Raw genomic sequence first — 22458 nt, 5'->3', positions numbered from 1 at the left:
GCCTTTCCTCGTCGAAGACAGCGACTTGTCTGGAAATGTAACACGTTCTAGTTTAGAGCCGTGGCTCTGAACATCGCCGACCTCGCCGAGCACGCCATCGACGCCGTGCCTGACCGCGTCGCCCTGATCTCCGGCGACGACCAGCTGACGTACGCCGAGTTGGAGGACAAGGCCAACCGGTTCGCGCACTATCTGCTCGATCAGGGCATCAAAAAGGACGACAAGGTCGGCCTGTACTGCCGCAACCGGATCGAGATCGTGATCGCGATGCTCGGCATCATCAAGGCCGGAGCCATCCTGGTCAACGTCAACTTCCGCTACGTCGAGGGCGAGCTGAAGTACCTGTTCGACAACTCGGACATGGTCGCGCTGGTGCACGAGCGCCGCTACGCCGACCGGGTGGCCAACGTGCTGCCCGAGACCCCGAACGTCAAGACCGTGCTCGTGGTCGAGGACGGCTCCGATGACGATTATCAGCGCTACGGCGGCGTCGAGTTCGACGCCGCGCTTGCCCAGGGTTCGCCCGAGCGCGACTTCGGGCCCCGCAGCGAGGACGACATCTATCTGCTCTACACCGGCGGCACCACCGGTTTCCCGAAGGGTGTGATGTGGCGCCACGAGGACATCTACCGAGTTCTGTTCGGCGGCACCGACTTCGCGACCGGTGAGCCGATCGCCGATGAGTACGGCCTGGCCAAGCAGGCGGTGGAGAACCCGCCGATGGTGCGTTACCCGATCCCGCCGATGATCCACGGCGCCACGCAGTCGGCCACCTGGATGGCGCTGTTCTCCGGACACACGACAGTGCTGGTGCCGGAGTTCGATCCCGACGAGGTCTGGCGCACCATCGCGAAGCACAAGGTGAACCTGCTGTTCTTCACCGGTGACGCGATGGGCCGGCCGCTGCTGGACTCACTGCTCGCCCACCAGGAAGAGGGCAACACCTACGACCTGTCTTCGCTGTTCCTGCTCGCCAGCACCGCTGCGCTGTTCTCCACCAGCATCAAGGAGAAGTTCCTCGAGCTGCTGCCCAACCGGATCATCACCGACTCCATCGGTTCGTCGGAGACCGGGTTCGGCGGTACCAGCATCGTGGCCAAGGGAGAGTCGCACACCGGCGGCCCGCGCGTCACGATCGACAAGAACACCAAAGTGCTCGACGAGGACGGCAACGAGATCGAGCCCGGGTCGGGCAAGCGCGGCATCATCGCCAAGTGTGGGCACATCCCGGTCGGCTACTTCAAGGACGAGAAGAAGACGGCCGAGACGTTCAGGACGTACAACGGTGTGCGGTACGCGATCCCGGGCGACTACGCCGAGGTGGAGGCCGACGGCACCGTGACGATGCTGGGCCGCGGCTCGGTGTCGATCAACTCCGGTGGCGAGAAGATCTACCCCGAAGAGGTCGAGGCCGCGCTGAAGGGACATCCCGACGTGTTCGACGCGCTGGTCGTCGGCGTTCCCGATCCCCGGTTCGGGCAGCACGTCGCGGCGGTCATCCAGCCCCGCGAGGGCGCCCGCCCGACGCTGGCCGAACTCGATGCATTCGTGCGCAAGGAGATCGCGGGCTACAAGGTTCCCCGGAGCCTGTGGTTCGTCGACGAGGTGAAGCGCTCGCCTGCGGGCAAGCCGGATTACCGCTGGGCCAAGGACACCACCGAGGAGCGCCCGGCCGACGAAGTGCACGCCAACCACGTGGGAGCGAAATAGCATGCGAACCGAACTCTGCGATCGCTTCGGCATCGAGTATCCGATCTTCGTCTTCACCCCGTCGGAGAAGGTCGCCGCCGCGGTCAGCAAGGCCGGTGGTCTGGGTGTGCTCGGCTGCGTGAGATTCAACGACGCCGACGACCTGGAGAACGTCCTGCAGTGGATGGACGCCAACACCGACGGCAAGCCCTACGGTGTGGACGTCGTGATGCCGGCCAAGATCCCGACCGAGGGCACCTCGGTGGACATCAACAAGCTGATCCCGGCCGAGCATCGCGAATTCGTCGACAAGACGCTCTCCGACCTCGGCGTGCCGCCTCTGCCTCAGGACGAGGAGCGCTCCGAAGGCGTTCTGGGATGGCTGCATTCGGTGGCGCGCAGCCACGTCGAGGTCGCGCTCAAACACCCGATCAAGCTGATCGCCAACGCGCTCGGTTCGCCGCCCAAGGACGTGATCGACCAGGCGCACGCGGCCGGAGTGCCCGTCGCCGCACTCGCCGGTTCGCCGAAACACGCGCTGCGCCACGTCGAGAACGGTGTCGACATCGTCGTCGCCCAGGGCCACGAGGCCGGTGGCCACACCGGTGAGATCGGCTCGATGGTGCTGTGGCCGGAGATCGTCGACGCGTTGGACGGCAGAGCTCCGGTGCTGGCCGCCGGCGGTATCGGCACCGGCCGGCAGGTCGCTGCCGCGCTCGCCCTCGGTGCGCAGGGTGTGTGGATGGGCTCGGCGTTCCTGACCTCGGCGGAGTACGACCTCGGCGAGCGGCTGGAGTCCGGGCGGTCGGTGATCCAGGAGGCCATGCTCAAGGCCACCTCCGCAGACACCGTGCGCAGACGCATCTACACCGGCAAACCGGCGCGGCTGCTCAAGAGCCGCTGGACCGACGCGTGGGACGCCGACGGCGCACCCGAGCCGTTGCCGATGCCGTTGCAGAACATCCTGGTCAGCGAAGCCCACCAGCGGATGAGCGAGTCGACCGATCCCACCACCGTCGCGATGCCCGTCGGTCAGATCGTCGGCCGCATGAACGAGATCCGCCCGGTCGCCGACATCATCGCCGAGCTGGTGATCGGTTTCGAGGAAGCCAGCAGACGGCTGGACGGTATCCGCGAGGCCTGAGGCCGCTACTGCGGGGTGATGGTGGTCTGGTCGTCGATGGCCAAGGTCGCCGGGCCGATGATGTCGATCTGGTTCTCCAGCCCGTCGGCGTTTAGCTGAAGGACGTACCAGGAACCGTCCCGGCCGGGGATCACGACCGTCTTCTGGGCGGCCAGCTTGGTGACACCGTTCTGCACCCAGGTGCCGCCGAGTTGGAACGCGGGGAACTCACCGAGCGTGGTGAGCTTGCCTTCGCTCATCGGCGTCCAGCCCGGCAGGTTGCTGGCTTCACCGGCGGACGCTTGCAGGAGCGCTTGCGGGTCGACGTCACCGACCAGCTTCGACAACAGCGCGACGATGCTCGGGGTGTATTCGGCTGCCCCCGGACCGGTGTAGACGATCGCCGCATACGACCACTCGGGGGTGTCGTCGCCTGCGTCCTCCCAGCCGTCCGGAATCGGTAGGTCGATGATCGGCGCACCGGGGTCGCCGCGGCCGACGGGGGATTCCTCGATCCCGTTCTGAGCGAGGTAATCGGAGATGGTCATCGCCGGGCCACCGGGCGCCTGCTGCCGCGGGGCGATTCGTGAGGTCGAGGGTGCGGCGACGCGCGCCGACGTGGTGGCATCGGTGGATCCGGGTGCCGCGGCGGTGCCGGTGCCGTCGGTCGACGTGGTGCAACTCGTCGCGACCACCGCCAGCGCCGCGGCGATCGCGGTGAAACGGGTGACGGCCGCAATGTTCATGGCGGACGTCAGCCCTGCCTGGCCGCCATGTTGTGCTCGACCTCCTGCTGCCAGAGGTCGTACGCGTGGCTGGTGTCGACCTCCTGTTCGTAGCGGTCGGTCATGTCGGCGGTGACATCGGCTGCGTCGACGTAGAACTGCTGGTACCACCGGCGATGCTGATAGACCGGGCCGTCCTCCTCGGTCAGCAGGGGGTTCTCCACCGGTGACTTGTTCTTCCAGATCTCCACGTCTTCGAGAAATCCCTCGCCGAACGACCGGCTCATGGCCGCGGCCAGCTTGGCGGCATTCTCGGCAGGCAGCGCCGGCATCTGCTGGACAGCCACGCCCCACTGCAACATGAACGAGTTGTGCGTCACGGGGTAGTGGCAGTTGATCAGGGCCACCTCCACGGTGAAATCGGGGGCGAGATCGTTGTGCAGCTAGTTGATCATGTAGGCGGGTCCGAAGTACGTCGCCTCCGAGCGCAGATACGTTCCTTCCCAGAGCTTTTCCGGATTGGCGACGAAGTCCGGGCGAGGCTTTGACTCCATGAACTGGCTGGCGGTGTGTCCGTCGATGACGTTCTTGAAGTAGGTCGGGTACGCGTGGTGGATATAGAAGAAGTGCGCCATGTCCACGTTGTTGTCGACGATCTCGCGGCAGTGGGCACCGTCGATGAGCACCGAACTCCACTGCCACGGCGACCAGCGACCCTCGTCATACCCTTCGATCGTCGGCGGGATCAGCTCGGTCGGCGCGGCCGACCGCTCCGGGTCGTGCCACACCAGCAGCTGACCATTCACCTCGGTGGTCGGCCAGGAGCGGGTGCGAGCCATGCGCGGCGTGCGTTTGGCATAAGGGACCAGTGTGCACCTGCCGTCGCCGCCCCAGCGCCAGTCGTGGAACGGGCAGGCGACCTCGTCGCCTTTGACGGTGCCCTGGGCGAGGTTGCCGCCCATGTGCCGGCAGTAGCCATCAAGAACCCTGAGTGCACCTTGGCTGTCGGCGAAGACCACCAGGAGCGTGCCGAACGCGTCGATGCCGTGCGGTTTCCCGTCCCGGAACGTCTCGGCCAGCCCGAGGCAGTGCCAGCCCCGCGCGAACCGGGTCATCGCCGCACCGGTGTCGATCTCGCGGATGGCATCACTCATGGTTTCCTCCTGCCATGTCGAGCACAGCGAGGTGGCTGAAGACCATGCTGGTGCCGATCGGGTTACCGCCGCCCGGATAGGTGGTGCCGCTGGGCGCGGCCATCGTGTTGCCCGCCGCGTACAGCCCGGGAATCACATTGTCCGCCCGATCGAGCACTCGCGCGGCGGTATCGGTGCGCAACCCGCCTTTGGTGCCCAGATCCGAAACCCCGAATGCGGCCGCGTGGAACGGACCCTTCTCGATGGGATACAGCGGCGCCGCGCCGCCCGAGAACGCCCGGTCGTAGGGTTCGTCGCCGCGGCCGAAATCCCTGTCGCGTCCCTCGCGGACGAACCCGTTGAACCTCTCGACCGTTTCCACCAGGTTGCTTGGCGGAACCCCGATTGCCGCCGCCAACTCCTCGAGGGTGTCGGCGGTGCGCCACAATCCGGCCGCGACGTACTTGTCCGGTTCGACCATCGAGACGTTGGTCGCCTTCACCGGCGGCACCACCCCGTCGCCGTCGTCGTAGATCATCCAGAACGGCAGGGTGACCGTGCCGTCGGCGACGGCCGTCAGCACAGCCCGCCCGAGCCGGTCGTAGGCCGCCGATTCGTTGACGAAGCGCCTGCCCTCATCGTCGACGAAGATCCCGCCGGTGAACCACAACGCGAACGCCGACGTGCCGTCGGGATGGGTCAGGCCGGGGGACCACCACGCCTGATCCATCAGGTCGGTGCCGGCGCCGGCGGCGATGCCGGCCAGATGCGCCAGGCCCAGATTGCCCCACGGTCCCATGGTGTCCCGCGAGGTTCCCGGCACCCCGTAGCGGGCACGCAGGTCGTCATTGCGTTCGAAACCGCCCGCGGCCAACAGGACTCCCCGCCGGGCCCGGATGGCTCTGCGCTCTCCATCCGATTCGACGATTGCCCCGACAACCCTGCCGCCGTCGACCACAAGTTCGGTCAGCGCGGTGTTCAACCGGGTCGCCGTATGCGGGAAGCGGGCCGTGGCCGCGAGGAGTCGGGCGATCAGCGCACGACCCCCGACGAAGTAGTCGTCGGGCTGGGCACGCCCGAGCCGGTCGGCGTCCAGCGGTCCGCGAACGAGCTCACGCAACTGTGGGGCGGCGGCCACCTTCAACGGCTTGGCCGCGATGTGGCGCATCCCGTCGGCGCGGGCCTTCGGGGCGCTGCCGAAGTAGTCCGGCCATGGCAGCAGCGAAAACTTCAGCAGCTCATCGCTTTCCAGGTACTCGATCAGCGGTGCGCCGCTGCGGACATAGGTCTCCTGCAGCGCGCGCGGTGTGCGGTCACCGACCACCGCGGTGTAATACTCCACAGCGTCGTCGAGGGTGTCGTCGGCACCCGCCCGCACCAACACGGGGTTGCACGGAAACCACATCCCGCCCCCGCCGGAATACGCCGTGGTGCCGCCGAACTTGTCGGTGGCTTCCACCAGGAGCACGTCCAGGCCTTCCCTGGCGGCGGTATAGGCGCCGGTCGCCCCGCCCGCACCGGACCCGGCCACCAGGACGTCGGTGGTCTCATCCCACCGGGTTGAATCATGCTCGCGCGAGCGCTCATCGGATTCAGGCATGGTGTTCCCTTCCATACGCGGCGAATTTGGCGTCGAGGGCGACGCGATCCTTGGCGCTCATCAGCCGGAAGCGCGGATGTCCCCGGCCCGCCCATCGGTACACCGACTCGTCGGTGTGCCAGCGCTGCGCCTGCAGCTCACGTTTGAGCACCTTGTTGGATCCGGTGACGGGGAGCTTCGCTGACACCCGCAGCAGCCGGGGAAAACCCTTGGCGCCCAAATCATCCCGGTCGGCAAGGAACGACGCGAACGCATTGACGTCGAAGGTGTCCGGGTCGGGCACCTCAACGGCGGCCATCACCTGGTCGCCCGACCGTGGATCGGGGACGCCGTAGACCGCCGCGGCCAACACCCCCGGGTGACATCGCAGCACCCGTTCGACGGTCAAGGTGGAGATGTTCTCGCCGTCGACGCGCAGCCAGTCACCGCGCCGGCCGGCGAAATACAGGTAGCCATGGCTGTCGACGTAGCCGAGGTCGCCGGACCAGTACCAGCCGTTGCGAGTTCGTTCGGCATCGGCGGCATCGTTGTTGTAATAACCCTCGAAATCACTGGCGCCCCGCCGGTCGACGATCTCGCCGATGGCCTTGTCGGCGTTGAGCGCCCGGCCCTGGGGATCGAGCTCCGCCGGGGGACACGGTGTCATCGTGACGGGGTCGACGACGACGACGTCGCCGTGCGCGGGCCGGCCGAGCGCCGACGGCGGTGCCGACGGATCCGGTTGGGCCACCGCGCCGCCCTCGCTGGAGCCGTACCCCTCGAACAGTCGCGCACCGAACCGGCGCCGGAATTCTCTCTGGTCCTCGGGGGAGGCCTCGGTGCCGAACCCGCGTTCCAGCGGGTTGTCGGCGTCATCCGGGGACTCCGGGGTGGACAGCAGGTAGGCCAGCGCCTTTCCGACGTAGGTGAAGAACGTCGCCCCGAAATACCGGACGTCGGAGAGGAATCCGGACGCCGAGAACGTCGGGGTGAGGCATATCGTCGCACCGTTGGCCAGCGCGGGCGCCCACAGCGCCATGATCGCGTTGCCGTGGAACAGCGGCATGCAGCAGTAGTCGACGTCGTCGCGGTGATGCCCGAATTTGTCGGTCGCGGCATACGCGATGCGGGCCAGGCGGCCCTGGCTGCACTTGACGGCCTTCGAGTTGCCGGTCGTACCCGATGTGAACAACAACAGCAGCAAGGATGCTTCGTCGGCGCCGGGCGCCGGCACGGGTTCGACCCGCTGGGCCCGCAGCAGGTCGGCGTACCCGGGGTCGTCGACCACCAGCACGCGGTCGTCCGCCACGCCGTGGTCGAGGCCGGCCAGTCGGCGCGCACCGGCGGTGTCGGTGATGATCAGCCCGCAGTCGGCGTGCCGGATGTCGGCGGCCAGCCCGTCCGATCCGCGAGTCGGGTTCAGGCCGACGACGGTGGCTCCGGCCAGTGCGGCACCGCCGAGCCAAAACACGAAATCGGGCACGTTCTCCAGCAGCACCCCGATGTGCACGGCGTCACCGTCGCTGCCGCGCCATGTGTTCGCCAGGCAGGCCCTGGCCGCCGATTCTCGGACCACCTCGTCCCACGTCCAGTCCCGTTCGCGGGTGCGCAGCCCGGGCCGCCGGTCGCCGATCCGGTCGCACAGCATGGTGGCGATGTCGTCCCGGCGCGCGGTCATGGCCGCACGATCTCGTAGACGGGGTCCGCGCAGTCGACGCCCTCGGCGGAGAGTTGACGTTTGAGGACCTTGAACGTCTCGGTGCGGGGAAGAGCGTGGGCGGTGCGTACGTATCGCGGCCACTGCTTGGGGCCCAGATCGCGCTGCTCGGCCAGGAATCGGGTGAAGGCGGCGGGATCGAACGGGACCTCCTCCGGCAGCACGAGGGCGGCCATCACCTGATCACCGACCGCCGGATCGGGGATCGGGTACACCGCTACCTCGGTCACTGAAGGGAACCGCATCAGGATCCGTTCGATCGGGGCGGTGCCCAGGTTCTCACCGTCGACGCGCATCCAGTCGCCGAGGCGGCCCGCGAAGTACGCGAACCCGTGCTCATCCCGATACGCCAGGTCACCGCTGTGGTAAACGCCGCCGCGCATGCGCTCGGCTTCGGCATCGGGATCCTTGTAGTACCCCCGGAACTGGCCGGGCCCGTCGGTGTTGACCAGTTCCCCGACCTCGCCGGGCCCGCATTCGGCGCCCGTGCCGACGTCGATGATCGTCACGCCTGCGGTCAGCGGTCCCAGCGCGCCTTCGGGGGTGTCCGGGGTCCGGGCGATCGACACCCCGCCCTCGCTGGAACCGAAGCCGTCCACCACCCTCACCCCGAACCGCTCGGCGAACCGGTTCAGGTCCCGGGGCGCACCCTCGTTGCCGTACGCGATCCGCAGCGTGTTGTCGGAGTCGTCCGGACGTTCGGGGGTGGCCAGGACATAGGACAGCGGCTTGCCGACGTAGTTGGCGTACGTCGCGCCGAACCTGCGCACATCGGGGAAGAACTGCGACGCAGAGAACTTGCGGCGCAGGGCGATCGACGCCCCGGCGGCCACCGCCGGCGCCCATCCGGCCATGATCGCGTTCGAATGGAACAGCGGCATCGACAGGTAACAGGTGTCGCCGGGCCCGAGTCCGAACCGCTGCGCGAGCATGTTTCCCGGAAAAGCGATCTTCTCGTGGGTGCACCGCACCGCCTTCGGATCACCACTGGTGCCCGAGGTGAAGATCAGCATGAACAGGTCGTCGGGGTCGGGGTCGGGGAAGTCGGCGGCTGCGCCGCGGTGGGCGTCTAACTCGGCTTCGAACGCCGGTGATTCGACGGCGACGGCCGAGATGCCGTCCTGTGCGCCGTTGCGATCGGCGAGCACCAGCTGACAGTCGGCGTGGTCGACGTCGCGCTGCAGCGCCGCACCCCGGCGGGTGGGGTTCAACCCGACCGGCACGATGCCCGCCAGCGCCGCCGCGACCAGGACGGTGCCGAAAAACGGCGTGTTCCCGAGCAGCACCCCGACGTGAGGCGGGCGGTCCGGATCGAGCCTGCCGCGCAGCACCGACGCGAGTGCCGCACCGTCACGAATGTGGTTGCGCCAGCTGGTGAACGACACCGATCCGCTCTGCGGGTCGACCCAGTGCACCCCTCGGTCGTCGACCTCGGCGAGTTTGGCCAGCAGGGACGAGACGGTTGCCACCGGCGGGCGGCTCAGGCCGGGGTGTCGGCCAGCTCGCGGCCGATGCGCAGCAACTGCCCGGTAGCCCCGCCGACAGCGAACTCGGTCTGCTTGGCGGCCAGGAAATAGCGGTGCACCGGATGATCGACGTCGATACCGACGCCTCCGTGGACGTGCACCGCGGTGTGGGCGACCCGGTGGCCGGCTTCGGCGGCCCAGAACGCCGCGCTGGCCACGTCGATGTCGGCAGGCAGGTCCTCGGAGAGTCGCCAGGCCGCCTGGGTCAACGTCAGGCGGAGACCCTTGATGTCGATGTAGCCGTCGGCCAGGCGGGACGAGACCGCCTGGAAGCTGCCGATCGGGCGGTCGAACTGCTCACGCTCGCGCGCATAGGACGCCGTCATCTCCAGCGCCCGCTCGAGCACTCCGAGTTGATAGGCGCTGCGGGCCAGCGCATGCCGGGTGATGAGCCAGTCGAGTACCTCGGGCCCGCCGACACGCCGGTCGTTCCCGACCCCGACGCCCTGTAACTGCAGCGCGGCGACACTCCCGTGACCGGTGGTGTCCAGCGCGGTGACCGTCACGCCGTCATCGGTGGAGGACACCAGGAAAACAGCGGTGCCGGAATCGGTTTCGGCCGGTACCAGGAAGGCGTCGGCGTTCACCCCGAAAGCCACCTGGGTCCGGGTTCCGGTCAGGCTGACACCATCGGCCGAAGCCTGTGCGCGCACCGGTCCCTCGCCCATCTCGCCGTCGAGTGCGACCGTGAGCACCTTCTCGCCGCTGATGGCCGGTGCTGCCCACTCCTGCTGCAGTGGCTCGGATCCGAATCGTGCCAGCGCGCCCGCGGCCAGCACCACCGACTCCAGGTACGGGACCGCGGCCAGCTGGCGGCCCAGCGCCACCAGCACGGCGACCTCCTCCAGCACTCCGAAACCGCCGCCGCCCAACGCCTCCGGCGCCGTGGTGGACAGGATGTCGGCGTCGATCAGCTTGCCCCACAGCTCGCGGTCGAATCGGCCTCCCGCGTCCGGGGTGAGTGCGTCGAGCACACGCTGATGATCCGGGGTGACCACGGACTCGGTGATCGTGCGCACCAGGCCGCCGAGGTCGTCACTGGCTTCGGTTGTCTTGAAATCCATCTCGGGTCCTATCGGTTCACTCGGGGCAGGCCGAGCGCGACCATGCCGATGATGTCGCGCTGGATCTCGTTGGTGCCGCCGCCGAAGGTCAGAATCAGGCAGGAGCGATGCATCCGCTCGATCCGGCCGCGCAGCAGTGCGCCCGGCGAGTTCGTGCGCAGGGTGGCGGCGGTGCCGAGCACCTCCATCAGCAGACGGTAGGCCTCGGTCGCGAGCTCCGTGCCGTACACCTTGGCCGCCGATGCGTCGGCCGGGGACGGTGCGGAGTCCTCGGCGGAGGCCAGCTCCCAGTTGATCAACTTGAGCACCTCGGCCTTGGCATGCACCCGGGCAAGGTTGAGCTGCACCCACTCCGAATCGATGAGCCGCTTGCCGTGCACGTCTTTGGTGTTCTGCGCCCACTCGCGGACCCCGTTGAGCGCCACGAAGATCGGCTGTGCCGAGACGAGTGCGACCCGCTCGTGGTTGAGCTGATTGGTGACCAGCTTCCAGCCGGCGTTCTCTTCCCCGACGAGGTTGGACGCCGGCACCCGCACGTCCTGGTAGTAGGTGGCGCTGGTGTCCACCCCCGACATCGTGTGCACCGGGGTCCAGGAGAAGCCCTCCGCGGTGGTGGGCACGATCAGCATCGAGATGCCGCGGTGCTTCTTGGCGTCCGGGTTGGTGCGTGCGGCCAGCCACACGTAGTCGGCGTACGCGATCAGGCTGGTCCACATCTTCTGGCCGTTGATCACGTAGTCGTCGCCGTCGCGTACCGCGGTGGTGCGCAGTGAGGCCAGGTCGGTGCCCGCGCCCGGTTCCGAGTAGCCGATCGAGAAGTGCAGATCCCCCGCGGCGATCTTGGGCAGGAAGAACTTCTTCTGCTCCTCGGTGCCGAACGCCATGATCGTCGGCGCGACGCTGTTGATGGTCAGGAAGGGCACCGGCACGTTGGCGATGGCGGCCTCGTCGTTGAAGATCAGCCCGTCCATCGGCGGGCGGGCCTGGCCGCCGAACTCCTTCGGCCAGGACAGCGTCAGCCAGCCGTCCTTGCCCATCTGCGCGACGGTCTCGCGGTAGACGTTGCCACGTCCCATCTCGCCGTCGTCGGACGCCAGCGCCTCGGCGCGTTCGGGTGTCATGAGCTTGGTGAAGTACGTCCGCAGTTCGCGACGTAGCTCCTCCTGTTCGGGGGTGTAGCCGATTCGCATCGCGTCGTCCTCACTTGTCTGCGAGCCTTGGTTCGAAAGTGCCATCCCGGACGCCAAGGCGTACCTCGGGTGTTCCCCGGTTGTAACACGTTCTAGTGTTGGGGTCCAGGGTGGTGTCACACTGTGTGCCCGGCAGATCGGACCAACAGCCCGGACCGACAGGAGGATCTGATGCGAGTGGAAGTGGATCGTGACCGTTGCGAAGGCAACGCGGTCTGTGTAGGAATTGCCCCCGACCTGTTCGAGCTCGACGACGACGACTACGCCGTCGTCAAGTCCGACCCGGTCCCCCCGGAGGAGGAGGCGGTGGCCGAGCAGTCCATCGCCGAGTGCCCCCGTGCAGCCCTGATCCGCCGCGACTAGAGGTATTCATACTTTGACTGAATCTTGCGCCCTTCAGACGACCGGAATCGATCTGTCCGGCCGCGTCGCCGTCGTCACCGGGGCCGCCGCCGGCCTCGGTCGTGCCGAGGCCATCGGGCTCGCCAGGGCCGGCGCCACCGTGGTGGTCAACGACATCGCCCCGGCGCTGGACAAGTCCGACGTCCTCGACGAGATCGCCGCGGTGGGTTCCAAGGGGGTCGCCGTCCCCGGCGACATCAGCGAACGCTCGACGGCCGACGAGCTGGTGGAGACCGCCGACGGCCTCGGGGGGCTCGGAATCGTCGTCAACAACGCCGGCATCACCCGGGACCGCATCCTGTTCAACATGACCGACGAGGAGTGGGATGCGGTCATCGCGGTGCATCTGCGCGGCCACTTCCTGCTGACCCGGAACGCGGCGACGTACTGGCGCTCGAAGGCCAAGGCCGGCGGCGACGACGGGGCCGGCACGGTGTACGGCCGGATCATCAACACCTCGTCGGAGGCGGGCCTGTCCGGCCCGGTCGGTCAGCCCAATTACGGTGCCGCCAAGGCCGGTATCACGGCGTTGACGCTGTCGGCGGCCCGGGCGCTGGGCCGCTTCGGCGTGCGGGCCAACGCGATCGCGCCGAGGGCGCGCACCGCCATGACGGCGGGAGTGTTCGGCGACGCACCCGATCTGCCGGAGGGCGGGGTCGACCCGCTCTCACCCGAGCATGTGGTGAACCTGGTGCGTTTCCTGGCTTCCCCGGCATCAGAAGGGGTCAACGGGCAGCTCTTCATCGTCTATGGTCCGACGGTGACCCTCATCGCGGCTCCCACAGCAGAGCGGCAGTTCAGCGCCGAGGGTGACACGTGGGACCCCGAGGCCTTATCGGGCGCCCTGAAGGATTACTTTGCTGATCGGGATCCGGAGCGGAGTTTCTCGGCAGTGATGGGACTTGGCGACCCGCACTGACAGTCTCGATTGTCAGTGCTCCGCGTCGATTAGAACACGTTCTAGAATGATGTGGGTCACACCGGCCTTGAGCTGCGCCAATATGACAATTCTGACGGGATTTGCCGTTCTTTGACACTGCGAACACGTTCTAGTTAGTATGATCCGGCCTACTAAGAGCAGTGCTTAACCAAGGGGTGGGAACACGACGTCGGCTCCCGGCTTACCGATATTCGCCACGGCACGCCGCCCGCCGTTCCTCCCGAACCCCGCGTCCCGAGAACGGAGCCCAGGTTGATCGAACAGCTTGCGGCGCCTGCGCGGGCCGTGGGCGGGTTCGTCGAGATGTCCTTGGAGACGTTCGTCAAGACCTTCCGCCGGCCGTTCCAGTTCCGGGAGTTCCTCGAACAGACCTGGATGATCGCGCGGGTCTCGCTGGTGCCGACGCTGCTGGTCGCCATCCCGTTCACCGTGCTCGTCGCGTTCACCCTGAACATCCTGCTCCGAGAGATCGGCGCCGCCGACCTGTCCGGGGCGGGCACCGCGTTCGGCACCATCACCCAGCTCGGCCCCGTCGTCACGGTGCTCGTGGTGGCCGGGGCCGGCGCCACGGCGATCTGCGCCGACCTCGGCGCGCGCACCATCCGCGAGGAGATCGACGCAATGCGGGTGCTGGGCATCGACCCGATCCAGCGCCTCGTCGTACCGCGCGTGCTGGCCTCAACCTTCGTCGCGCTGCTACTCAACGGTCTGGTCTGTCTGATCGGCCTGTCCGGTGGTTACGTATTCTCGGTATTTTTGCAGGGCGTCAACCCGGGGGCGTTCATCAACGGGCTGACGGTTCTGACCGGCCTGGGCGAGCTGGTGCTCGCCGAGATCAAGGCGCTGCTGTTCGGGGTCGTCGCCGGGCTGGTCGGCTGTTACCGCGGCCTGACGGTCCAGGGTGGCCCGAAGGGTGTCGGCAACGCCGTCAACGAGACGGTGGTCTACGCGTTCATCTGTCTGTTCGTGATCAACGTGATCATGACCGCGATCGGGGTCCGGGTGCTATGAGCTACGACGCCACCATCCGGTTCCGCCGGCTTCTGCGCGTCTTCCCCCGCGCCGTGGACACCGTGGGTGAGCAGGCGCTGTTCTACGGCGAGACGTTCCGTTACGTCCCCAATGCGATCACCCGGTACCGCAAGGAGACGGTCCGCCTCATTGCCGAGATGTCCATGGGCACCGGCGCGCTGGTGATGATCGGAGGCACCGTCGGCGTCGCGGCGTTCATGACGCTGGCCTCCGGCGGCGTGATCGCCGTCCAGGGCTACTCGTCGCTGGGCAACATCGGCATCGAGGCGCTGACCGGCTTCCTGTCGGCGTTCCTCAACGTCCGCATCGTGGCTCCGGTGATCGCCGGTATCGCGCTCGCGGCCACGATCGGGGCAGGAGCCACGGCACAGCTGGGCGCCATGCGCGTGGCCGAGGAGATCGACGCCGTCGAATCGATGGCGGTCCACGCGGTTTCGTACCTGGTGTCCACCCGTTTGATCGCCGGGCTGATCGCGATCGTGCCCCTCTACGCGCTGTCGGTGCTCGCGGCCTTCTTTGCCGCGAGGTTCACCACCGTCTACATCAACGGCCAGTCCGCCGGTCTGTACGACCATTACTTCAACACGTTCCTGGTTCCCAGCGACCTGCTCTGGTCGTTCCTCCAGGCGATCGTGATGGCGGTCGCGGTGATGCTGGTGCACACCTACTACGGCTACAACGCCTCCGGTGGTCCGGTCGGGGTGGGCATCGCCGTGGGCCAGGCGGTGCGCACATCCCTGATCGTCGTCGTGACGATCGTCCTGTTGATCTCACTCGCCGTCTACGGCGCGTCCGGCAACTTCAACCTCTCCGGGTAAGGCGGGAACACGATGGCCGACGGTGACGCCAAGCGCAGCCAGGTGAGGATCGCTGCGGCGATCCTCGCTGTGCTGGTGCTGATCGCCGTCGTGTTCACCTACCTGTCCTACACGGCGGCGTTCACCCCGACCGACAGGGTCACGGTGCTGTCGCCGCGGGCCGGTCTGGGGATGGACGTGGACGCGAAGGTCAAGTACCGCGGCATCCAGGTCGGCAAGGTGGAGTCGATCGAGTACGCCGGCGACGCAGCGAAACTCACCCTGGCCATCAACCGCGGCGACATGCGCTACATCCCGGCCGATGCTCCGGTACGCATCGCCGGTACCACGATCTTCGGCGCCAAGGCGGTCGAGTTCCTTCCTCCGGAAGACCCGGACGGCCAGTCGCTGAGAGCCGGTGCCGAGGTCAAGGCTGACAGTGTGCAGCTCGAGGTGAACACGCTGTTCCAGACGCTGACCGACCTGTTGGACAAGATCGACCCGATCAACCTCAACGCCGCGCTGTCGGCTCTCGGCGAGGGCCTGCGCGGCAACGGCGACGACCTCGGCGCACTGTTGTCGGGCCTGAACTCCTACCTGGGCCAGCTGAACCCGAAGCTGCCTGTGCTGCAAGAGGATCTGCGTCGCACCGCTGTGGTCACCGACATCTACGGCGACGCCGGCCCGGACCTGGTGCGGGTGCTGGAGAACGCGCCCGCGATCAGCCAGACCATCGTCGACGAGCAGGACAACCTCAACGCCGCACTGCTGGCCGCCACCGGGCTGGCCAACAACGGCACCGCCACCTTCGAGCCGGCGGCCGACGACTACATCGCCGCGATACAGCGGCTGCGCGCACCGCTGAAGGTCGCCGCGGAGTACTCTCCGGTGTTCGGCTGCACCCTCAAAGGCACCGCCAACGCGGTCGACCGCTTCGCCCCAATCATCGGCGGGATCCGTCCCGGCCTGTTCGTGTCGTCGAACTTCCTGCCGGGCTCGCCCGCCTATACCTATCCCGAGAGCCTGCCGATCGTGAACGCGTCCGGCGGCCCGAACTGCCGTGGCCTGCCGGAGGTTCCGAGCAAGCAGTTCGGCGGGTCGTGGTACCACACGCCCTTCCTGGTCACCGACAACGCATATGTTCCCTACCAGCCGAACACCGAGTTGCAGTTCGACGCGCCCTCGACGCTGCAGTTCCTGTTCAACGGCGCCTACGCGGAAAGGGACGACTTCTAGTGAGGCGTGACAGAACCCTCATCAGCGTCAGCGTCTTCACCGTCGCGATGCTGCTGGTCGCCGCGATACTCGTGGTGGTCTTCGGCGAGTTCCGATTCGCCTCCGAGGACAAGTACCACGCGACCTTCGACGACGCGTCTCGGCTCACGGCCGGGCAGGATGTGCGCATCGCCGGTGTCCCGGTCGGTACCGTCGAAGACGTCACGCTCAATCCCGACAACACCGTCGACGTCGCGTTCAGCGTCAACGATCGCTACCAGCTCTACACCTCGACCAAGGCCGTGGTGCGCTACGAGAACCTGGTCGGCGATCGCTACCTCGAGATCACCTCGGGCCCCGGGGATCTCGTCAAGCTGCCCAAGGGCGGCACCATTGTCAACACTCAACCCGCGCTGGATCTGGACGCGCTGCTGGGTGGGCTCAAGCCGGTGCTCAAGGGTCTTGACGGTGCCAAGGTCAACGAGATCAGCAGCGCGGTCATCGAACTGCTCCAGGGTGAGGGTGGGGCCCTGTCGGCGATGCTGGCGAACACCAGCGCGTTCACCCAGACGCTGGCCGCCCGCGATCAGCTCATCGGCGATGTGATCACCAACCTGAACACGGTGCTGGGCACCGTGGACGAGAAGGGTGAACAGTTCAACGCCAGTGTCGACCAGCTGCAGAAGCTGATCACCGGGCTGGCCGAGGGCCGTGATCCGATCGCCGGAGCCATCGGCCCGCTGGCGTCGGCCGAAAATGAACTGACCGACATGCTGGAGCAGTCCCGCAGGCCGGTGCAGGGCGTGATCGAGAACGTCCGGCCGTTCGCACAGCGCTTCGACGAGCGCAAGGCGGACGTGAACAAGGTCATCGAGCCGCTGGCGGAGAACTATCTGAGGCTCAACGCGCTCGGCGCTTACGGCTCGTTCTTCAACATCTTCTACTGCTCGACGCGGGGGAAGATCAACGGCCCGGCGGGCAGCGACATCCTGATCCCGTTCGGCGGTCCGCCGGATCCGAGTAAGGGGAGGTGTGCCGAAGTTGAGTAGTCCGGAGGGTTCGAACCCCTTGCGCACCGGGATCTTCGGCATCGTCCTGGTGGCGTGCCTGGTGCTGGTGTCGTTCGGGTACTCGAGCCTGCCGTTCTTCCCGCAGGGCAAGCCGTATGAGGCGTACTTCGCCGACGCCGGCGGCATCACGCCGGGCAACGACGTGAACGTCTCGGGCCTCGCGGTCGGCAAGGTGACCGCGGTCGAATTGGCCGGTGACGCCGCCAAGATCACCTTCACCGTCGACCGGGCCGTGAAGGTGGGCGACCAGTCGCTGGTCGCAATCAAGACCGATACCGTGCTCGGTGAGAAGTCGCTGGCCATCACGCCCAAGGGCGGGGGCGAGTCCACGGTGATCCCGTTGGGGCGCACCACGACTCCGTACACCCTCAACACCGCGCTGCAGGATCTCGGGCAGAACATCTCGGCGCTCGACAAGCCGAAGTTCGAGATGGCGCTGCAGACGTTGACCGATTCTCTGCGCGAGGCCACCCCTCAACTGCGCAGCGCGCTCGACGGAGTCGCGAACCTGTCCCGCAGCCTGAACGCCCGCGACGAGGCGCTCGATCAGCTTCTCGCCCACGCTAAGAACGTGTCGGACACATTGGCGCAACGCTCCGGTCAGGTCAATCAGCTGATCACCGATGGCAACCTGTTGTTCGCCGCGCTCGACGAGCGGCGCCAGGCGTTGAGCAACCTGATCGCGGGCATCGACGATGTCTCGGAACAGCTCTCCGGGTTCGTCGCCGACAACCGGCGCGAGTTCAAGCCGGCGCTGGAGAAGCTGAACCTGGTGCTGGACAATCTACTTGAGCGCCGCGAGCACATCAGCGAGGCACTCAGGCGGCTTCCGCCCTACGCCACCGCGCTCGGCGAGGTGGTCGGCTCTGGGCCCGGTTTCCAGATCAACCTGTACGGTCTGCCGCCCGCCCCGATCGCCGAGGTGCTCCTCGACACCTACTTCCAACCGGGCAAGCTGCCCGACAGCCTGTCCGACATGCTCCGCGGCTACATCTCGGAGCGGATGATCATCAGGCCGAAGTCGCCATGACGCAAGGGAACTCAGTGCGGCGGAGCCGCTGGATACGAACCGTCCTGGTGTGCGTGCTGGTCCTCACGCTCATTGTCGGCGCCTACCTGGTGTGGCCCAGCCGTGCCGGGCAGAAGATCACGGCGTACTTCACGTCGGCGGTCGGCCTGTACCCCGGTGACGACGTCCGGGTGGTCGGTGTGCCGGTCGGCAAGATCGACTCGATCGAGCCGCGTGCCGGCGACGTGAAGATCACCATGACCGTCGACGGCGACGTCAAGATCCCCGCCGACGCCAAGGCCCTGGTCATCGCGCCGAACCTGGTGTCTGCCAGATTCATTCAGCTGGCACCCGCCTACACGGGCGGGGCCGAACTGGGCGACGGCGCCGAGATCGGTCTGGACCGCACCGCCGTGCCCGTGGAGTGGGACGAGGTCAAGGAGCAGCTGACCCAGCTGAGCGCTCAGCTGGGCCCGCAACAGGGTTCGTTGCAGGGCCCGCTCACCTCTTTCGTCAACCAGGCCGCCGACACCTTCGACGGCAACGGGGACACGTTCCGCCGTGCGCTGCGTGAGCTGTCCCAGACCGCGGGGCGGTTGGGCGATTCCCGCACCGATCTGTTCGGCACGATCCGAAACCTGCAGATCTTGGTCGATGCGCTGTCGAACAGCAACGAACAGATCGTGCAGTTCACCAACCACGTCGCGTCGGTGTCGCAGGTGCTGGCCGATGCCACCACGGATCTCGACGTCACGTTGGGCACCCTCAACCAGGCGCTCAGCGACGTGCGCGGCTTCCTCGGGGAGAGCAACGAGGCGCTGATCGGTCAGGTCAACCGGCTGACCGACTTCACCAACATCCTCACCGAGCACAGCGACGACATCGAACAGATCCTGCATGTCACACCGAACGGCCTGAGCAACTTCTACAACATCTACAACCCGGCGCAGGGCACCGTCGGCGGTCTGCTGACGCTGCCGAACTTCGGCAACCCGGTGCAATTCATCTGCGGCGGCACGTTCGACGCGGCCGCCACCCCGGACAACTACAAGCGGGCCGAGATCTGCCGCCAGCGGATGGGCCCGGTGTTCAAGCGCATCACGATGAACTACCCGCCGCTGTTGTTCCACCCGATCAACAGCATCACCGCCTACAAGGGGCAGATCATCTACGACACCCCTCAGACCGAGGCCAAGGCCGAGACCCCGGTGCCGTACCTGCAGTGGCAGAACGCCCCCGGCGTCACGCCGCCGCAGGTCGCCCCGGACGCCGACCTGAGCTCGCTGCTGGTCCCGGCCGAGGGCCCGGAGTCGTCGACCTCGCACGCCGGTGGACCCGAGACCGGACCGTCGACCGCCGGACCTGCCGCACCCGCGGAGGCGGGCCGATGATCCGTCGCGCATTGGGTCTCTCGTCGGTCACGCTGCTGTTGGCCGGCTGCCAATTCGGTGGCCTGAACTCGCTGAACATGCCCGGCACCGCCGGTCACGGCGAGGGCTCGTACACGATCACCGTGGAATTGCCCGATGTTTCGACGCTGCCGCAGAACTCGCCGGTGATGGTCGACGACGTGACCGTCGGCAGCGTGTCGGGGGTGGACGCCGTGCAGCGCCCCGACGGCACGTTCTACGCGAAGGTCCAGTTGTCCCTAGACGGCAACGTCAGGCTGCCGGCCAACGCCACCGCGAAGGTCGCGCAGACCTCGCTGCTCGGTTCGCAGCACATCGAGCTGGCGGCGCCGGCGGACGGCACCGGCATCCTGGCCGACGGCGGCGAGATACCGATGGACCGCACCGGTAACTATCCGACCACCGAGGAGGTGCTGTCGTCGCTCGGCGTGGTCGTGAACAAGGGCAATCTCGGTGCGCTGCAGGACATCACCGATGAGGCCTACACCGCCGTCGCGGACCGGTCCGGCACATTCGCGGGTCTGCTGCCCAGGCTTGCGGAACTGACCGCGTCGTTGGATCGACAGACCGGTGACATCATCGCTGCGGCCGAGGGCCTGGACCGGTTCGCCGCAATCCTGGCTCGCAGCAAGGACGGTCTGGGCCGCACGCTGGACACGCTGCCCGAGGCGCTGGCGGTGCTCAATGACAACCGCGCACAGATCGTCGAGGCGTTCACCGCGCTGCGCAGCTTCGCCACCGTGGCCTCCCGGGTGCTTCAGGAGACCAAGGACGATTTCGCCGCGGACTTCAAGGACCTGTTCCCGGTCATCAAGTCGCTCAACGACAACGTCGACTACCTGATCAAGGACCTTGAGTTCCTGCCGACGTTCCCGTTCCACTACAAGTACCTGCGCAACGCGGTGCGCGGTGACTACCTGAACGTGTACGTCACGTTCGACCTGACCCTGCGCCGCGTCGGTGAATCGGTCTTCACCACCTCGTTGGGTCTGGACCCGAACATGAAGCGGATGAGCGAGGTCGTCAACCCGCCCGACTTCCTCACCGGTGCGATGGCCAACCTGTCCGGCCAGGCAGCTGATCCGTTCAAGATCCCCCCTGGCACGGCCACGCAACACGAGGGGGCGCCGTAATGCTGGATCGCCTGACCCGTCTCCAACTGACGATCTTCGCGATCGTCACCGTGCTCAGCGTCGGTGCGGTGGCGCTGTTCTATCTGCACGTGCCCGCGGCCGTCGGAATCGGCGCCTACAACGTCACCGCCAACTTCGTCGCCGGCGGCGGGATCTACGAGAACGCCAACGTGACCTACCGCGGCGTCACCGTCGGCCACGTCAAGTCGGTCGGCCTGTCCGACCGCGGTGTCGTCGCACACATGCAGTTGAACAGTGGCACACCGGTTCCGGAGAACGTGACGGCGACCGTCAAAAGCGTCTCGGCGATCGGCGAGCAGTACATCGACCTGGTGCCGCCCGAGCACGCGTCCGAGGCGACGCTGCGTGAAGGCTCGGACATCGGCATGGACCGCACCGCGATCGGGCAGGACATCGCCGGGCTGCTGTCGGAGGCCGACGCACTCGTGCGCAGCGTCAGCAACAGTCGCCTGCAGGACCTGCTGCGGGAGGCGTTCAAGGCGTTCAACGGTTCCGGCCCCGAACTGGCCCGGTTGATCCAATCGTCCCGCCTGCTGGTCGACGAGGCCAATGCGAACTTCCCGCAGACCGCGCAGTTGATCGACCAGGCCGGACCGTTCCTGGACGCGCAGATCCGCGGCGGCGACGACATCAGGTCGCTGGCGGAGTCGCTGGGCCGGTTGACCACCGAGGTGGCGGGCGCCGACCCGCAGCTGCGCACCACGTTGCAGACCGTGCCCGGCACCGCCGCCGTCGCGAACGAGACGTTCGACGGCATCCGGCCGTCGTTCCCGATGCTCGCCGCCAACCTGGCCAACTTCGGCCGGATCGGGGTGATCTACAACAAGTCGCTCGAGCATGCGCTGGTGGTGTTCCCGGCACTGCTCGCCGCGCTGAACACCGTCGCCGGCGGCGTGCCCGCCGACGAGGGCGGCAAGCTGGACTTCAAGATCCATCTCCAGGATCCGCCGCCGTGCGCCACTGGGTTCATCCCGGCCACGCAGATCAGGTCCCCGGCCGACACCACGCTGCGCGACCTTCCCACCGATCTGTACTGCAAGGTGCCGCAGAACGATCCGAGCGTGGTGCGCGGTGCACGTAACTACCCGTGCCAGGAGTTCCCCGGCAAGCGCGCGCCCACCGTGCAACTCTGCCGCGACCCGCGCGGGTACGTGCCGATCGGCAACAACCCGTGGCGCGGACCGCCGGTCCCGGTCGGCACGCCGATCCAGGACGGCCGTAACATTCTGCCGCCCAACAAGTTCCCGATGATCCCGCCGCAGGTCGATCCCGATCCGGGTCCACCTGCGGTGCAGCTGCCCCCGGGGGTGGCGCCCGGTCCCGGACCGGCGCCGCACGCGCCGTTCCCCCTACCGGTCCCGCCGAACGAGCAGGGCCCCCAGCCGGCCCCGTGGCCGTACTTCGCCCCGCCGGACCAGGTGGTGCCGCCGTACGGGCGCCCGCCGCTGGCGCCGCCCGCGCCGGCACCGGCCCCCGCCGCGCCCGCACCGGCCCCCGCCGCGCCCAGCGCGCCACTGCCCGCCGAGGCCCCCCTGGCGAGTGGGACCTCGACGGCGACCTACGATCGGAACGGCAAGTTCGTCGACCCGGCAGGTGGCGTCGGCGTGTACGCGCCCGGTTCGGACAAGCTGGCGCCGGCAGAGAACTGGGTCGATCTGATGTTGGCGCCGAAGCAGGTGTAGGT

18 protein-coding genes and 1 pseudogene are annotated in these 22458 nt (G+C 67.4%); 12 read left to right on the top strand and 7 right to left on the bottom strand.

Going from position 1 to position 22458, the window contains the following annotated elements; all coding sequences use genetic code 11:
- The first annotated feature begins 60 nt into the window (after window positions 1–60).
- Window positions 61–1710, top strand: coding sequence for an acyl-CoA synthetase (locus tag KXD97_RS03350; protein ID WP_260755458.1), 1650 nt, complete (start codon window positions 61–63; stop codon window positions 1708–1710).
- A gap of 1 nt (window position 1711) precedes the next feature.
- Entirely contained in the window at window positions 1712–2833 is a 1122-nt protein-coding gene (locus tag KXD97_RS03345) for a nitronate monooxygenase family protein (RefSeq protein ID WP_260755457.1), read from the top strand.
- Window positions 2834–2838: 5 nt separating this feature from the next.
- Here the strand turns inward: KXD97_RS03345 and KXD97_RS03340 are convergent, their stop codons facing one another.
- From KXD97_RS03340 to KXD97_RS03310, 7 genes and pseudogenes are all read right to left on the bottom strand, one after another.
- Entirely contained in the window at window positions 2839–3558 is a 720-nt protein-coding gene (locus KXD97_RS03340) for an LpqN/LpqT family lipoprotein (protein WP_260755456.1), read from the bottom strand.
- Between the two features lie 8 nt (window positions 3559–3566).
- Window positions 3567–4691 (bottom strand): annotated as a pseudogene (locus tag KXD97_RS03335) (Rieske 2Fe-2S domain-containing protein).
- Window positions 4684–6270 carry an FAD-binding protein gene (locus tag KXD97_RS03330; RefSeq protein WP_260755455.1) on the bottom strand — a complete coding sequence of 529 codons (1587 nt, stop codon included), beginning with the start codon at window positions 6268–6270 and terminating at the stop codon, window positions 4684–4686. Before KXD97_RS03330 ends, KXD97_RS03335 begins: the two are co-directional and overlap by 8 nt.
- Window positions 6263–7927 (bottom strand): AMP-binding protein, encoded by a 1665-nt coding sequence (locus tag KXD97_RS03325; RefSeq protein ID WP_260755454.1) that lies wholly within the window; start codon window positions 7925–7927, stop codon window positions 6263–6265. Before KXD97_RS03325 ends, KXD97_RS03330 begins: the two co-directional genes overlap by 8 nt.
- Window positions 7924–9435, bottom strand: coding sequence for a long-chain-fatty-acid--CoA ligase FadD17 (fadD17, locus tag KXD97_RS03320; RefSeq protein ID WP_260755453.1), 1512 nt, complete (start codon window positions 9433–9435; stop codon window positions 7924–7926). The genes KXD97_RS03325 and fadD17 overlap by 4 nt, the downstream gene beginning before the upstream one ends.
- 11 nt (window positions 9436–9446) lie before the next feature.
- Window positions 9447–10556, bottom strand: a complete 1110-nt coding sequence (locus tag KXD97_RS03315) for an acyl-CoA dehydrogenase family protein (protein WP_260755452.1) — start codon at window positions 10554–10556, stop codon at window positions 9447–9449.
- Between the two features lie 8 nt (window positions 10557–10564).
- A complete protein-coding gene (locus KXD97_RS03310) occupies window positions 10565–11746 on the bottom strand; it encodes an acyl-CoA dehydrogenase family protein (protein ID WP_260755451.1) in 1182 nt (393 codons plus the stop codon).
- A gap of 171 nt (window positions 11747–11917) precedes the next feature.
- Here KXD97_RS03310 and KXD97_RS03305 point away from each other — a divergent pair, with 171 nt between their 5' ends.
- The 10 genes from KXD97_RS03305 to KXD97_RS03260 all read left to right on the top strand — a co-directional run bounded on the left by KXD97_RS03305 (window position 11918) and on the right by KXD97_RS03260 (window position 22456).
- Complete coding sequence (locus KXD97_RS03305) at window positions 11918–12109, top strand: ferredoxin (RefSeq protein WP_260755450.1); 192 nt, start codon at window positions 11918–11920, stop codon at window positions 12107–12109.
- A 13-nt stretch (window positions 12110–12122) separates the two neighbouring features.
- Complete coding sequence (locus KXD97_RS03300; protein WP_260755449.1) at window positions 12123–13067, top strand: 3-oxoacyl-ACP reductase; 945 nt, start codon at window positions 12123–12125, stop codon at window positions 13065–13067.
- A 273-nt stretch (window positions 13068–13340) separates the two neighbouring features.
- Entirely contained in the window at window positions 13341–14099 is a 759-nt protein-coding gene (locus KXD97_RS03295) for an ABC transporter permease (RefSeq protein WP_260755448.1), read from the top strand.
- The gene (locus tag KXD97_RS03290; RefSeq protein ID WP_260755447.1) at window positions 14096–14938 is read left to right on the top strand and encodes an ABC transporter permease; all 843 of its coding nucleotides are present in this window, start codon (window positions 14096–14098) and stop codon (window positions 14936–14938) included. Before KXD97_RS03295 ends, KXD97_RS03290 begins: the two co-directional genes overlap by 4 nt.
- A 12-nt stretch (window positions 14939–14950) precedes the next feature.
- Complete coding sequence (locus KXD97_RS03285) at window positions 14951–16153, top strand: MCE family protein (protein WP_260755446.1); 1203 nt, start codon at window positions 14951–14953, stop codon at window positions 16151–16153.
- Window positions 16153–17181, top strand: a complete 1029-nt coding sequence (locus KXD97_RS03280) for an MCE family protein (RefSeq protein ID WP_260755445.1) — start codon at window positions 16153–16155, stop codon at window positions 17179–17181. The genes KXD97_RS03285 and KXD97_RS03280 overlap by 1 nt, the downstream gene beginning before the upstream one ends.
- The gene (locus KXD97_RS03275; protein ID WP_260755444.1) at window positions 17174–18232 is read left to right on the top strand and encodes a virulence factor Mce family protein; all 1059 of its coding nucleotides are present in this window, start codon (window positions 17174–17176) and stop codon (window positions 18230–18232) included. The genes KXD97_RS03280 and KXD97_RS03275 overlap by 8 nt, the downstream gene beginning before the upstream one ends.
- Window positions 18229–19602: an MCE family protein gene (locus tag KXD97_RS03270; protein WP_260755443.1), complete on the top strand. Its 1374-nt coding sequence runs from the start codon at window positions 18229–18231 to the stop codon at window positions 19600–19602. Before KXD97_RS03275 ends, KXD97_RS03270 begins: the two co-directional genes overlap by 4 nt.
- Window positions 19599–20753 (top strand): MCE family protein, encoded by a 1155-nt coding sequence (locus KXD97_RS03265; RefSeq protein ID WP_260755442.1) that lies wholly within the window; start codon window positions 19599–19601, stop codon window positions 20751–20753. Before KXD97_RS03270 ends, KXD97_RS03265 begins: the two co-directional genes overlap by 4 nt.
- The gene (locus KXD97_RS03260; RefSeq protein WP_260755441.1) at window positions 20753–22456 is read left to right on the top strand and encodes an MCE family protein; all 1704 of its coding nucleotides are present in this window, start codon (window positions 20753–20755) and stop codon (window positions 22454–22456) included. Before KXD97_RS03265 ends, KXD97_RS03260 begins: the two co-directional genes overlap by 1 nt.
- Window positions 22457–22458: the final 2 nt, after the last annotated feature.

Source organism: Mycobacterium sp. SMC-8 (assembly GCF_025263565.1).
Lineage (GTDB): Bacteria > Actinomycetota > Actinomycetes > Mycobacteriales > Mycobacteriaceae > Mycobacterium.
Note: the sequence above shows the minus strand (reverse complement) of the source record. Positions and strands in the feature narration are given on the sequence as shown.